The sequence below is a fragment of the Thermosynechococcus sp. HY596 genome (assembly GCF_030518715.1).
Lineage (GTDB): Bacteria > Cyanobacteriota > Cyanobacteriia > Thermosynechococcales > Thermosynechococcaceae > Thermosynechococcus.
This window is the reverse complement of sequence record NZ_CP130346.1, coordinates 1201437-1214478: the sequence shown is the minus strand read 5'-3', so window position 1 is coordinate 1214478 and position 13042 is coordinate 1201437. Positions and strand designations below refer to the sequence as shown.

General features: G+C 53.8%; 14 protein-coding genes. 6 read left to right on the top strand and 8 right to left on the bottom strand.

Annotated features, from left to right (window positions below):
• Window positions 1-34: 34 nt before the first annotated feature.
• Window positions 35-1216: a M20 family metallopeptidase gene (locus QYC28_RS06150; RefSeq protein ID WP_149819132.1), complete on the top strand. Its 1182-nt coding sequence runs from the start codon at window positions 35-37 to the stop codon at window positions 1214-1216.
• Here the strand turns inward: QYC28_RS06150 and QYC28_RS06145 are convergent.
• From QYC28_RS06145 to QYC28_RS06135, 3 genes are read right to left on the bottom strand one after another with little or no spacing between them, the layout of a single operon-like run.
• Window positions 1213-2352: an LptF/LptG family permease gene (locus QYC28_RS06145; protein ID WP_149819130.1), complete on the bottom strand. Its 1140-nt coding sequence runs from the start codon at window positions 2350-2352 to the stop codon at window positions 1213-1215. The two genes, QYC28_RS06150 and QYC28_RS06145, sit on opposite strands and share 4 nt — an antisense overlap.
• 3 nt (window positions 2353-2355) lie before the next feature.
• The gene (locus tag QYC28_RS06140; RefSeq protein WP_286627067.1) at window positions 2356-2766 is read right to left on the bottom strand and encodes a hypothetical protein; all 411 of its coding nucleotides are present in this window, start codon (window positions 2764-2766) and stop codon (window positions 2356-2358) included.
• Complete coding sequence (locus QYC28_RS06135; RefSeq protein ID WP_190278320.1) at window positions 2766-3788, bottom strand: ABC transporter ATP-binding protein; 1023 nt, start codon at window positions 3786-3788, stop codon at window positions 2766-2768. The genes QYC28_RS06140 and QYC28_RS06135 overlap by 1 nt, the downstream gene beginning before the upstream one ends.
• Window positions 3789-3893: 105 nt before the next feature.
• Here QYC28_RS06135 and QYC28_RS06130 point away from each other — a divergent pair, with 105 nt between their 5' ends.
• From QYC28_RS06130 to QYC28_RS13260, 5 genes are all read left to right on the top strand, one after another.
• Complete coding sequence (locus QYC28_RS06130) at window positions 3894-4856, top strand: HMA2 domain-containing protein (RefSeq protein ID WP_149819126.1); 963 nt, start codon at window positions 3894-3896, stop codon at window positions 4854-4856.
• A gap of 49 nt (window positions 4857-4905) precedes the next feature.
• Window positions 4906-5985: a PIN/TRAM domain-containing protein gene (locus QYC28_RS06125; RefSeq protein WP_149819124.1), complete on the top strand. Its 1080-nt coding sequence runs from the start codon at window positions 4906-4908 to the stop codon at window positions 5983-5985.
• 26 nt (window positions 5986-6011) lie between these two features.
• Window positions 6012-8222: a glycosyltransferase gene (locus QYC28_RS06120; RefSeq protein WP_302680016.1), complete on the top strand. Its 2211-nt coding sequence runs from the start codon at window positions 6012-6014 to the stop codon at window positions 8220-8222.
• 193 nt (window positions 8223-8415) lie between these two features.
• Complete coding sequence (locus QYC28_RS13265; protein ID WP_399363204.1) at window positions 8416-8700, top strand: IS630 transposase-related protein; 285 nt, start codon at window positions 8416-8418, stop codon at window positions 8698-8700.
• Window positions 8678-8977: a transposase gene (locus tag QYC28_RS13260; RefSeq protein WP_399375227.1), complete on the top strand. Its 300-nt coding sequence runs from the start codon at window positions 8678-8680 to the stop codon at window positions 8975-8977. The genes QYC28_RS13265 and QYC28_RS13260 overlap by 23 nt, the downstream gene beginning before the upstream one ends.
• Window positions 8978-9000: 23 nt before the next feature.
• Here QYC28_RS13260 and QYC28_RS06110 read toward each other — a convergent pair whose 3' ends face one another.
• From QYC28_RS06110 to QYC28_RS06090, 5 genes are all read right to left on the bottom strand, one after another.
• Entirely contained in the window at window positions 9001-9534 is a 534-nt protein-coding gene (locus QYC28_RS06110) for an NUDIX hydrolase (protein WP_149819120.1), read from the bottom strand.
• Window positions 9522-10346 (bottom strand): site-specific DNA-methyltransferase, encoded by an 825-nt coding sequence (locus QYC28_RS06105; protein WP_149821710.1) that lies wholly within the window; start codon window positions 10344-10346, stop codon window positions 9522-9524. The genes QYC28_RS06110 and QYC28_RS06105 overlap by 13 nt, the downstream gene beginning before the upstream one ends.
• 247 nt (window positions 10347-10593) lie before the next feature.
• Window positions 10594-10947 (bottom strand): DUF1257 domain-containing protein, encoded by a 354-nt coding sequence (locus QYC28_RS06100; protein ID WP_149819118.1) that lies wholly within the window; start codon window positions 10945-10947, stop codon window positions 10594-10596.
• Window positions 10948-11067: 120 nt separating this feature from the next.
• Entirely contained in the window at window positions 11068-12597 is a 1530-nt protein-coding gene (locus QYC28_RS06095) for an AAA family ATPase (protein ID WP_190278319.1), read from the bottom strand.
• A gap of 44 nt (window positions 12598-12641) precedes the next feature.
• The gene (locus QYC28_RS06090) at window positions 12642-12965 is read right to left on the bottom strand and encodes a ribbon-helix-helix domain-containing protein (RefSeq protein WP_149819114.1); all 324 of its coding nucleotides are present in this window, start codon (window positions 12963-12965) and stop codon (window positions 12642-12644) included.
• Window positions 12966-13042: the final 77 nt, after the last annotated feature.

Genomic DNA, 13042 nt, shown 5'->3' with positions numbered 1-13042 from the left:
CGATAGGATACAAAAATATCGCCACGGCTGCGCTATGCTTGCTCGGATTCGCCAGATTACCCAAACCCTCACCCCCCGTCTCATTGAAATTCGTCGCCATCTGCACCGCTACCCCGAATTGAGTGGCCAAGAACATCAAACCGCTGCCTATGTGGCGGGGGTACTTTCCTCCGCCGGCTTAACGGTACAGCAGGATGTGGGGAAAGTGGGGGTGATTGCGGAACTGGCGGGGAATCCCAAAGAACAGCGGCTCTTGGCCATTCGCACCGATATGGATGCCCTGCCGATTCAAGAGCGCACTGGACTCGAGTTTAGCTCAAAACATAGCGGGGTGATGCACGCCTGCGGTCACGATGTCCACACCACGGTGGGTCTGGGCACGGCAATGGTGTTAGCAGCCCTCAAGGAGGAGTTCCCCGGCCGGGTGCGGTTTATTTTTCAACCAGCGGAAGAAATTGCCCAAGGGGCGAGTTGGATGATTGCCGATGGCGCTATGAAAGAGGTGAGTGCCATTTTGTCGCTCCATGTGTTTCCCACCATTCCAGCGGGGGAAGTAGCGGTGCGCTATGGGGCGTTGACGGCGGCTGCCGATGACATTGAGTTAACGATTTTGGGAGAATCGGGCCACGGTGCCCGCCCCCATGAAGCGGTAGATGCGATTTGGATTGCCGCTCAAGTGATCAGTGCTTTGCAACAGGCCATTAGCCGCACGCAGAATCCCCTGCGACCCGTGGTGGTTACCTTTGGCAAAATTCAAGGGGGACGGGCTGCCAATGTCATTGCCGATCAGGTCACCCTTCAGGGAACGGTGCGATCGCTCCATCCGGAAACCCGTGCCACCCTCCCGACCTGGATTGAGCAAATTGTGGCCAATGTCTGCCACACCTACGGTGCCCGTTACAAACTCCACTATCGGCGGGGCGTACCGGGGGTGGAAAATACGCCCTACCTATCGCAACTGCTGGCGGAGGCGGCGACTGATGTGGTGGGTGCCCCCCATGTGCATATTTTGCCGGAACCGTCCCTTGGGGCAGAGGATTTTGCCCTTTACCTAGAGCATGCCCCCGGTGCGATGTTTCGCCTTGGGGTAGGGTTTCGCGATCGCCCCAACTATCCCCTGCATCACCCGGAGTTTGATGTCGATGAACAGGCTATCCCCGTGGGTGTGATGACCCTTGCCCATGCGGCCTGTCGCTATTGGCAGATTCCCTACTAATGACGATTGGCATGGTAGAGCATGCCGAGGGCGATCGCGCTGACTATCCCCTTTGGCAGCCAACTGGCCACAAGGGGTGAAATGGCTCCCCCCTCACCAAAGGCCGTGAAGATAAAGGCACTGACATAATAGCCAAAAATAATTGCCACACTGAGCCCAAAGGCCCGCCCCTGTCCTTGGCGGGGAGAACTGATCCCCAAAACAGCGCCGACAACAGCAAAACTGAGACACAAAAAGGGGAGAGAGAGCTTTTCCTGCAACTGCACCCGCCACTGCCGCAGACGTTTGGCATCGCCACTTTCCGCCAAAACTTGCAAGTACTGATAGATTTCGCGGCTGGTCATAAACTCTGGTGCTCGCGTTTCCATCGCTAAATCAAGGGGGGTGCGGGGGTAGGCAAATGTTCGTTCTGAGAAGGTCTCGGCCACATCATAGTCGCGATCGCGGGTCAGGTGGTGGTAGGTGCCCTGCCGAAACAGCCACGCCGAACCCTGCCACTGGGCTTCCTGCGCCGTAATAATTTCTCGCAATTGCCCCTGCTCAAAGTTCAACACCGTCACTTGACCCATGACCTCGCCATCAAAACGATGGGCAAAAAAGAGTTGCTGAAGCTGCCCCCCAGCAAAACGACGGTAGAAGATATTGCGGGTTTGAAAGGTAGGTTGGGGGCGTTGAATCGCCACTTCCAAGGTCTTGATGGCGCGGTAGGCCATGGGGGGAGCCACCAGTTCATTGAGGGCAAAGGTGAAGAGCAAGGCACAGAACCCCGCTAGGAGCGCCGGTCGCACTAAACGCAGCGGACTCACCCCACAGCTTTTGCAAGCAATCAGTTCACTGCGGCGGGACAGTTGACTATAGGCAAGGAGCGAACCAAAGAGCATCGCCATGGGAATGCCCAGCACCGCAAAGGTGGGCAAACGCAGAAAAAAGACTTGAAGGGCACTGAGGATGCCAAGGTTGTGCTCCACCATATTGCGAATGAGGTAGAACACCGTACCAATAACGGCAGCGATCGCCGTAAAAATGCCAAAACCAAAGACAAAGGGGCGAATCATCTCCCGCAGAATATAGCGATCCAACAGGGAGAATCGCGGCTGCCAAGGCATCTTCTCAAGGGATCGGGCGATCGCCAGCATCTTTTATAGTCCCAAGCGGGGTTTCGCCAACTTCCAATAACGAAAGAATCGCTTCAAATCAGCATTGGCAGGTAACGTGACAAAGGGTTCTGGCTCTAGGATCTCCACTGGATAGGCCAATTGCTGACAAATGGCGCGAAAGCGAGGGCTAGGACTGGCCATTGTCACCACGCGATCGCCGCCGTGCACCTCAACAAAGGCATTCACCAAGGGAGCGACCTCACCCCGGTACATTTCCACGGGGAGATCCAGCAGGCACTCATAGAGAAAGACCAGCCGCTTTAGGCGAATTTGCCACTCCTTGAGGAGCGCTACATCCCAAACAAAAATGGCCGGCGCCTTGGGATAGCGGTCAAAGATGGGCGCCGTGGGGTCGAGGCAGTCTCCATGAACCCAAAGAATTGGCTGCCCCATTAGCGTTGCATGGCCTCTTTTTTCAACTGTTTGCTGTCCCGCTGCGCCGCTGCTGCCAAGTCGGCATCCAAGAGGGTTTGACCCGTGGCGGCCAAATAGACATCATCTAAACTGGGTCGTGACTGCGCCAAGCTAAAGAGGGGAAGTCCTGCTTCCTCTAGCGCCCTTCTAATGGCTGCGATCGCCACAGCCGCATCTGTGACCACCAGATTCAAGGAGTTGCCTTGGTTGGCATTAATCAGCGCCGATTTCACGCAGTCCAATTGACTGAGAAGGGCCTGGGCCATTTGTGCCTCTTGACGCGGTGTAAATTCTCGTACCCGCAACGTGACGCGATCGCCCCCAATATTGGCCTTGAGTTCCTCGGGAGAGCCACTGGCAATCACCCGCCCCTGATCGAGAATCGCCAAGCGATCGCTAAGGAGATCCACTTCCTCAAGGTAGTGGCTGGTCAAGATAATGGTCAGTCCCTGAGCCTTGAGATCCCGCAGCACATCCCAAATCACTTGGCGACTTTCAATGTCGAGGCCTACGGTGGGTTCATCTAAGACAAGCACTTGGGGTTGATGCAGTAGTCCTGCCGCGAGATCAAAGCGTTTGCGAATGCCACCCGAGTAGGTACCACACTGGCGATCGCGCCATTCCAATAAATCCAACCGTGCCAGCACTGCTTCAATGCGCTCTGGAATCAGGGCACGGGGAATGTGGTACAGCGCCGCCTGTAATTCTAGAAATTCCTGACCCGTGAGGATTTTATCAAGCGCCACCTCCTGAGCCACATAGCCTAATTTTTGGCGCACTAAATGAGGTTGGTGGAGAACCGAAAGACCACAGACTTCCAATACCCCAGCATCCGGTCGCGAGAGGGTACACAGACAGCGCAGTGTTGTCGTTTTCCCTGAGCCATTTGGCCCCAGCACCCCAAAAATTTCCCCTTGATGGGCGCTAAAGGAGACATCGGCCACCGCTGTAATGGCACCGTAGGACTTCTTGAGATGTTCGACCTTTACCGTGGCTGTCATGGTCATTCACTCTGTGTGTGATTCCCTTAACATTTTGACAGATCTTCCTCCTTGCTTTGGTGCGCGTGCTACAACGGCAACTAGAGCCTATTGGGTGGGTTTCCCATGGCCACTGCCGAAACTGCGCCGATTGCCGAAGTCATGCACCTCACGGGCGATCGCCTGCGATTGCGGATTCAAGAACTGAAAACGGATGCTGCCTTTCGCGATTCCCTGAGTGCCTATCTGAAAACCCGCCAAGGGATCAAATCTGTTCACGTTAACCCCCTTGCCGCCTCAATTACCATTGAGTATCACCTCGAGCAAATCACGCCCCTACAACTGTTGGCGGCCATTCAATTTTGGGGGGATGTCCAGATCATTGGCCAAGGCAATAAGGGCTTGCAAAACCTCACCCGCGCCTTTGATCTCGAACCCGAAGAGGTGGGCAACAAACTCACCTCCATGGGCGGATTTCTCATGGGCGGCTATGTAGGTGATATTCTCGGTGGCATGGTGGGGGGAACGGCGGGTGGCCTGTTTATGGGGCCTGCGGGTGCGGTCATGGGGGTGCAAGTGGGCACCTTTGTTGGCGGTGTGATTGGTGCGCGATTAGGGATGGAAGCCACGGAGCAAATCACCCAACTGCAATTTACTGCCCTTGAGGAAACGCCGGAACGGGTCGCGAAAGTCTTGGAGATTCGCACGGGTGACAAAATTGGGGGTACCGCCGGTGAAATTGCTGGCGGCTTGGCGGGGCAAGTGGTCTTGGGGCCTGTGGGCGAAACCGTCGGGCGCGTAGTGGGCAATATGGTTGGTGCGCAACTAGGGGAAGATCTCGGGCGACAGTTGGCGGCGCCATCCCCTGAGGAACCTCCTCCCCCATCCCTGCATCTTTTCCTAGAGTGGTGGGTGAAAACCAGTCAAGCCTTTACTAAGGAAACGCTATGGGCGACCCTCGGTGGCATGGTGGCACGGGCCATTCTGGGGCCTCAAGCCGAAGCTGAGGGCATCCGAGCCGGTACCCGCATTAGTCGTCATCTCGATATGCAACAGCCCAACACCGCAGCAAAAGAGAAAAAAGTATAATCCTAAAGTAATGGCCTATGGAGATGTCCAGCGCGACAGGAGCGAACCAATGCTCGATACCATCTTACTCCTCATTATCGTCGTGATGGGAATTGCCGTTGGCTTCAACAGCATTGACCTCCTCCCAGAAACGGTTCTTGCTCAAGTGGCCAATGTGCGGGGATTGCAGTGGGTCATGGCTGGCTTTGGCGCCATTGTTGGCATTGCCCTTGGTTTATTGTTGCAGTCCCTTTACCATCGTCTTGAGCGCAGTATCCGTCAATTGCCCCCAGAAACGCTCTTGTCGCGAGCCGTGGGTCTAGTGGTGGGGTTGCTCTTGGCCAACTTGATGCTGGCACCGATTTTCCTGTTGCCCATTCCCAAGGATTTTTCCTTTATTAAACCCCTGATTGCTGTTCTCACTAGCATTGTCTTTGCCTATTCGGGAACCACTTTGGCCGATAGTCACGGGCCTGCCCTGCTGCGGTTAATTAACCCCAATGCCGTTGCTAGCAGTCTCTTGGCTGAGGGGATGCTCAAACCTGCCCGAGCAAAGGTACTGGACACCAGTTGCATTATTGATGGCCGCATTGAGGCGCTGTTGAATCTTGGGGTACTCGAAGGGCAAATCATTGTGCCCCAGTTTGTACTGCAAGAGTTGCAACTGATTGCCGATGCGGGGAATGAACAAAAACGGATTCGTGGTCGGCGAGGTCTCGACGTTCTCAATCGCCTCCAAGCCAGTTTGGGCGATCGCATTGTCATTCACTCCGCAGACTATCCAGAATTAACAACGGTGGATGCCAAGCTGGTGCGCCTCTGCCAAGAAATCAACGGCACTCTTGTCACCAATGATTTGAATCTCAACAAAGTTGCCCGCTTCCAAAAAGTGGATGTCTTTAACGTCAACGAGTTAGCGCAAGCCCTGCGCCCCATCTACCTCCCCGGCGATACGCTGGAGTTGAAGATTCTCAAGGAAGGGAAAGAACCAGCGCAAGGGGTGGGCTACCTTGAGGATGGCACGATGGTGGTTGTCGAAGAGGGGGTGGATCACATTGGCGATCAGTTGTCGGTGGTTGTGACCAGTGCCCTGCAAACCTCGGCAGGCCGCATGATTTTTGCCCGTCTGCAAATGCCAACGATGGCCTAAATTTCCTCTTTTTAGGGGGTCTCCCTATGACCCATGAGCCACCCAAGCCCACTTCCCCCCCGCAACTGGTTTCACCGTGGGTCTGGGGTCTTTTTGTTTTCAGCATCCTATTCCTCTTTGGTGTGCTGTTGGCGACGGTGTGGCGACCGACGCTCTTTCCCATTGATTTAGTGAATCCCGATCAGTTGCGGCCTCTGCCCGACCTCCTGCAGATGCCCACCGATGATTTAAGCGTGTGGTGGCCCATTGTCCTTGCGGCAGTGGTGGCAGTTGCCCTCAATTTTATTCCCAGCAACAATGTCACACGCTTGATTATTCGCTTCATTGTTATTCTCTTTGGCTGCCGCTATCTGGTGTGGCGGGGCTGGGTGACGCTCAATGATGCCCACTGGTTGAGCTTTACTGCCAGTATTGGCTTCTATGGTCTTGAGGTGCTCTACTTTTTCACCTATTTGCTTTACTTCTATCAGACGGCATGGCTGACGACTGCTTGGCGATCGCGCCAGGCCGATCACTATCAGCAGGCAGTTCTCAGCGGCGAATACTGCCCCAGTGTGGATATTTTTATTCCCACCTATAATGAGCCTCCCTATATTTTGCGGCGGACGATTGTGGCCTGTCAGGCGATCAACTACAGAAATAAAAGCATCTATGTCCTCGACGATGGTCGGCGATCGGAAATTGCGGATCTCTGTGAGCATCTGGGGGTCAACTATCTCACCCGTCCCACCAATGAGCACCGCAAAGCAGGTAACCTCAACCATGCCCTGAAATACACCACTGGTGAACTGATTGCCGTTTTTGATGCCGACTTTATTCCCTTTCAGAACTTCCTGAGCCGCACCGTGGGCTTCTTTCAAGATGATCACGTGTCCATGGTGCAGACCCCCCAGCACTTCTTTAACCCTGACTACCACTCCCAAAACCTTGGCATTGAGTTCATGATGCCCGGCGATATGGAGTACTTTTTTGGCTTTATTCAGCCGGGGCGGGACTTTGGCAACGCCATTATCTGCTGCGGTACCTCCTATGTGGTGCGCCGCCGTGACCTAGAAGCCGTGGGTGGATACTATACCCGCTGTGTGGTCGAGGATTTCCAAACGGGAACCAAAATGCAGATCGCTGGTTATCGCCTCGTTTACCTCAATGAAATCCTCAGCATGGGGGAGTCTCCTCGCAACTTCCAAGATCATCTGGAGCAACGGCTGCGCTGGCTACAGGGGAATATGCAAATCTATTTCTGTGGTGATGATCTCCCCATTTGGTCAAAACTGTCGTGGTTTCAGCGCAGTTGCCACCTCTCGCTGCTCTTGCACAACATTAATCCCTTTATCCGCACGTGCTTTCTCGTCGGTCCTTTTTTGAGCCTGATGACCGGTATTTCCCTGACGGTGGCCACGTTTGGTGAGTATCTCTTTTATGCGCTGCCCTATACACTGCTGACGATCGCCACCTTTAGCTGGGCGACAGAAGGGCGGTATTTTTCCGTCTGGGGTGAAGTCTATGAGGTGACCTTTGCCTTTCCGGGGATGGTGCAACTGATTAAAATCCTCCGCAATCCCTTCGGTAAAATTGGCAGCATTGTCACTAACAAGGGCACCCTCTCCAATCGGAAGCGGTTGAATTTGCGCTATACATGGCCGCTGGCGGCGTTTGTGATTGCAGTCGGGGTGGGGGTCTTTATCCGCTATGGGGGTTACTGGCTCCATATCTGGCCACCAATGGAGTATGAACGGGCGGGTTTAGAGGTGATGCTGGCTTGGACGCTCTACAACGCCTTTATTGCCTTGATTGCGGTTCTGTCCTCCATTGATCAGCCCACCCGCCGTCAGAGCGATCGCTTTCCCGTTTGCACCGTATGTCGTTTCCAACTGGGGGATCAAACCTACTGGGGCTATACCCGCGATGTGTCGGAGACTGGTGCTGCCCTGTTGCTGACTGCAGGGCGTTTTATCGAAGCCCAAAGAGATACCGTCGGCACGCTGACCTTTTTGGAACAGGACTTTAGCGTCACCGCAGCCGTGGTTCGTACCCGCACTGAAGAAGAGCGGTGCTGCATTTACCTGCGATTTTTAGAGGTCAGTGATGAGGCACAGCGGCACCTCGTACAACTGCTCTATGGTGGCCTCACATGGTGGCACAAACCCAAAGCCCCCAATGGCCTAGATGCCTTTTGGCCAATGTTGATTCGTCTCTTCGACTTTCGATCGCTCTTTAGCCTCTATAGCAATAATTGACCGATAGGCTCACAGCTCAAAAATTTGCCCTAGGGGACAATAAAAGTGTGGCAATAGGGGAGATGTCAACGTATAGCCATTTCGAAAGGGAGTGAGATATTTTCAAGAGGGATAGGCTATACTCAAAGCGTCATGAATGTTACTCAAGAATATGAGCTATAGCTTGGACTGACGAGAGCGGGTTGTCTCCTATATCCAGCAAGGCGGCAAAATCAGTGAAACGACTCAGATCTTTCAGGTGAGCCGCGCCGCCATCCATCGCTGGCTGAAGCGAGAGGACTTAGCGCCCACGGTTGTCCCCCGTTGTCCTTGGAAGCTGGATTGGGCGGCCTTAGCAGCGGATGTTGCTGCCCATCCCGACGACCGTTTAATCGACCGTGCCCAGCGATTTGGCGTCCAAGTTTCCACCATTAGTTACGCCCTCGACCAGATGGGCATGACCCGAAAAAAAACAGATGCGTTACCAAGAACGGTGTGAGGAAGAGCGGCAAGCGTATCAACAGCAGCTCGACACATGGGTAGAGAGTCACGGCGAGGAAACAGTGGTGTATATCATGGATAATGCACCGATTCACCCGAAAGGGGTGATTCAGGCAGTGGTGAAAGCGGCGGGTCACGAGGTGTTATTTTTACCGAAATACTCTCTTGATTTGAATGTGATTGAGCACGACTTCAGTGCGCTGAAGCGAGCGCGAATGTATGCAGGGTCAAACAGTTCGATTGATGAGGTGATTCGCAAGTATTATACTGGATGATGCCTCATTCTCTATTGGAATAGCTATAAAGAGAGATACAGCCATTGCAACAAAACAGCACGACATTGCAAGCACTCCAACTGTGCAAGAAGCTGTGAGATGTCCGGACTCCCGAGCCGAAACCTGCCCCCGGCTTGAGGTACCGTTGCCCTTGGTGCGAGTTCAGCAACAAAGCCCCACACTCTTTGATTGGAGAAAGCACTATTGACCAGCCAAGGCTGCTCACTGATCGGGGTGATTCCTTGAATGACATCAGCGGTAATTCCCAATTCCCGTGTCAAAATTTGCGGCACGATCGCGATCGGATCTTGATCCGACCCTACTCTGCCACCGGGAAAATCCACCGTAGCTCGCTGAACCCCCACCCGAAAGGTTGGCGGCAAGCAGATTAAATCCTTCCCTTGCAGCGGCAGGACAATCACCGAGTCCGCCTTTTCTACCCGCCAGTATTCTAAGGTTTCACCTGTGTCCGTCAGCCACTTTTCGGCAATCAAGGTCACCCACTTGGATTGAATGCGTACCAGTTCATCGAGCGATCGCCAATTCACTGTTGCCACTCTTCAGGAACTTGGGCTATTTTCTCATGCCCTGTGGGGGCGTACACCGGTCTGCCGAGGGGACGGTAGGGCAGGGTGCCATTTTCATAGGCCTGAATCCGTTGGCGAGCAATGTTGACATAAGCGGGTTCCTTTTCACAGCCCATCGCCCGCCGATTGTGCATTAGGGCAGCCAAAAGCGATGATCCCACCCCCATATAGGGGTCAAAGACCCAATCCCCTTCATGGCTGAGGGCGAGAACGCACCGCTCCACCAACTCAATGGGAAACTGGCAGGGATGCAATGTTTTTTCAGGATGATTGAACTTGACATTGGGAATATCCCACACCAGTTCTTGCCAATCCTGAAGAAGGATTTCCCAGACATCGGATGGATTTTTGCCCAAGGGATTGCCCGAGGGTTTGCCCTTATTGGGGCCTTTGAAATGGCGTTTCCCCGGATATTTGGCTGGAATACGCACGGCATCCAAATTAAAGATGTAGTGATCGGACTTCGTGAACCAGAGAATCGTTTCATAGCGGCCAGAAAAGCGCTTTGTGGCATGGAGACCATGGCCAAATTTCCAGATGATGCGATTGCGCAGCTTCAAACCCAACCGCTTGAACAGGGGATAAAACAAAATATCCAAGGGATACACCTCTCCCCCTTGAACAAAATTCCCCACTTGCCAGCACAAACTTCCCTCTGGCCGTAGTACTCGATATAGCTCGGTAATTACCTCACTTTGGCTTTGGAGATAGTCCTCGATCGCCACCGGCGTTTCATAGGCCTTGCCGAGGTTGTAGGGCGGCGACGTAAAGATGAGCGTCATAGCCTCATCCGGCACCTGACGAATCACCTCACAGACATCTCCACTGGCAACGACTAGCTTAGCCTCTGGAGAAAAACGCTCTTGAATGTGCTGGCCAGAACTCAATAACTATAAGCCATCCTTCCCTGTACCGCCAAAATACCATATTCGTAATCCTGAGATAAAAAAAGAGGCCGACCCCTAGGGAGTCAGCCAGCGGATTACTTGGGAACGCGCGCTAGACAGTACAAAGCAATTGGCAACAGGATTAGCTATGCACCACAAGCTTGACGTTGGCGTTCTGAAGGCCAGGACGCTTCACCTCAGCCAAGGTTTTGTTGATGGCATATTTTTGGTTGATCGAGTTGATCAGCTCAGTTTGGTTGTGTTTTTTGGCCACACCCCAGAGGTCAGCAATCAGATCAAAGGTGCCATCAGCATTGCGAGACCAGCCCAGATCATACTCGCCATCGAGGACAGCGACGATGTCAGAGCGAACACGTTGGCCATTGTAGCCACGCACATCGGCATTGGTTTTCACCGTAATGCCCAGATCCCGCAGGGACGCTTTCAAGATTTCAGCATCGGTAATTTTCGTACGCAGGGTGCTGAAGTGAGACATGTGGATTTCCTCCAGATTGAGACAGAAACATTGGACTGAATGAACCACAATTTATGGCGAACCAAACCCCTGTGGTCGGGTCTTTCTCCCATCTGCGCAGGGCAGACAGAAGGAAGCTTGTCAGAACTCCAGTCGCTGGTATTCAGCCACTGAAGCAGCCGCCGGACGCGCCCGTTGGCGTGCCCAATCACGCAGTGCCGTGACCTGCTCTTGCATCGTCTTGGAAAGGGGTTGAGTGGCACGGCTAGCGGCAATAATGTCTAACTGGGTAAACTCACGCCCTTGAGCAAAGGCTTCGTACATGGCAGCAATGATGGCCTGCTCAATCTCGGCACCTGAAAAGCCATCACAGATATTGGCCAGTTGCTCTAGGTCAAAGCGATCAATCTCGCGACGGCGCTTGGTGAGGTGAATGCGAAAGATTTCCTTGCGCTCCTCGGCATTGGGCAAATCCACAAAGAAAATTTCATCAAAGCGACCTTTGCGCAAAAATTCACCGGGGAGCCGTTCGACGCGGTTGGCTGTCGCCAAGACAAAGACGGGAGACTTTTTCTCCTGCATCCAAGTCAGGAAGGAGCCAAAGATCCGGCTTGAGGTACCGCCATCGGAGTCCGAGGAGCCTGCTCCGCCCGCAAAGGCCTTGTCCATTTCATCAATAAAGAGAATGGCAGGGGAAATGGATTCAGCGGTTTTTAGGGCATTGCGCAAATTGGCCTCCGATCGCCCCACCATTGAACCGTCATAGACGCGCCCCATATCAAGGCGCAGCAACGGCAAGCCCCAAAGGCGGGAGGTGGTTTTGGCAATCAGGGACTTCCCACAGCCGGGAACCCCCAAAATTAACATCCCCTTCGGTTGCGGTAAGCCGTATTCACGCGCCTTTTCACTGAAGGCGTTGGCGCGTTGGCGTAACCAGACTTTCAGTTCCTCTAGACCGCCGACCGAATCAATGGTTTCATCCACTTCCATATACTCGAGGATGCCATTGCGACGAATAATTTGCTTTTTCTCGGAGAGAATAATATCTACCTCTGCTTCCGTGAGGCGACCTGCGGTCACTTTGGCTTTGCGAAAGACTTTTTCAGCTTCATCCCGCGTCAGGCCAAGGGTGGCTTTGACGAGTTTTTCCCGTACCTCAGGGGTGAGGCGGCGATTGCGGGGATCTAGTTGCTCCTCGAGCACCTCATCTAGTTCGTTGATACTGGGTAGAGGGTAGTCAACGACAACGATTTCTTTTTCCAGTTCGACAGGAATCCGCTGCGCCGCTTCCGGGGACATGAGAATAATGGTTTTGTGGCTGCTTTTGAAGCTGGCGATCGCGTCCCGTAAAGAACGAGTTACAGGGGGCGAATCAATGAAGGGGTGCAAATCCTTGAAGACGTAGATGCCCGGTTCCCGTTGGTGAACAACCCATTGAATGGCGGCTTCCGGCGAGACAGTGTTGTGGTGACTGTTGTTGCGGGGATGGCCATACTCGACCATGCCGTGGGTCACTGTCCAGATGTAGAGCTTGCGGGGAGACCGCCCTTGAGACCCGACTTGACTTTGGGCAATGGTAGCGATCGCCTGCTCAGCCCGCTCTTCTTCAGAGGTCAGGAGGTAGATCAACGGATATTGCGCTTGGATGAGGATACTCAATTCTTCTTGCACAGCAATCACCTCCTTCTTTCAAGGCTGACCCAACACCCCCGCCCCTAGCGGGCAGACACCAACTCGACGGAGAGCGAAGGAACACTGAGGCTGTCGTCATCAATCACTGTGGGCTGATTGACCAAGGCCGTTAGCTCATCCCCCCGTAGGACAAGGGCACTAGCACACTCTGGGCAGTGGTAAACCCGATGCACATTGCCATGCTTTTGCTCGGCATATTCCGCCAGTACTTCTGGGTGAGCCAGCAGAAATTCAATGGCACGTTCAGCAAGGGTGGACATCGTTTCCTGCTCGACCACAGCGGCAATCTTTAGCTGGCGGTGCACATCGGGGGATAGATACAACGTAACCTTTTGCTTATCTTCCATAGGGGTTAGAGACGTACCTAGGTATGTGTGCCAGTGTAGTGAGCCGATCCGAGGGGTGTCAAGGTGAAATGCTGTCA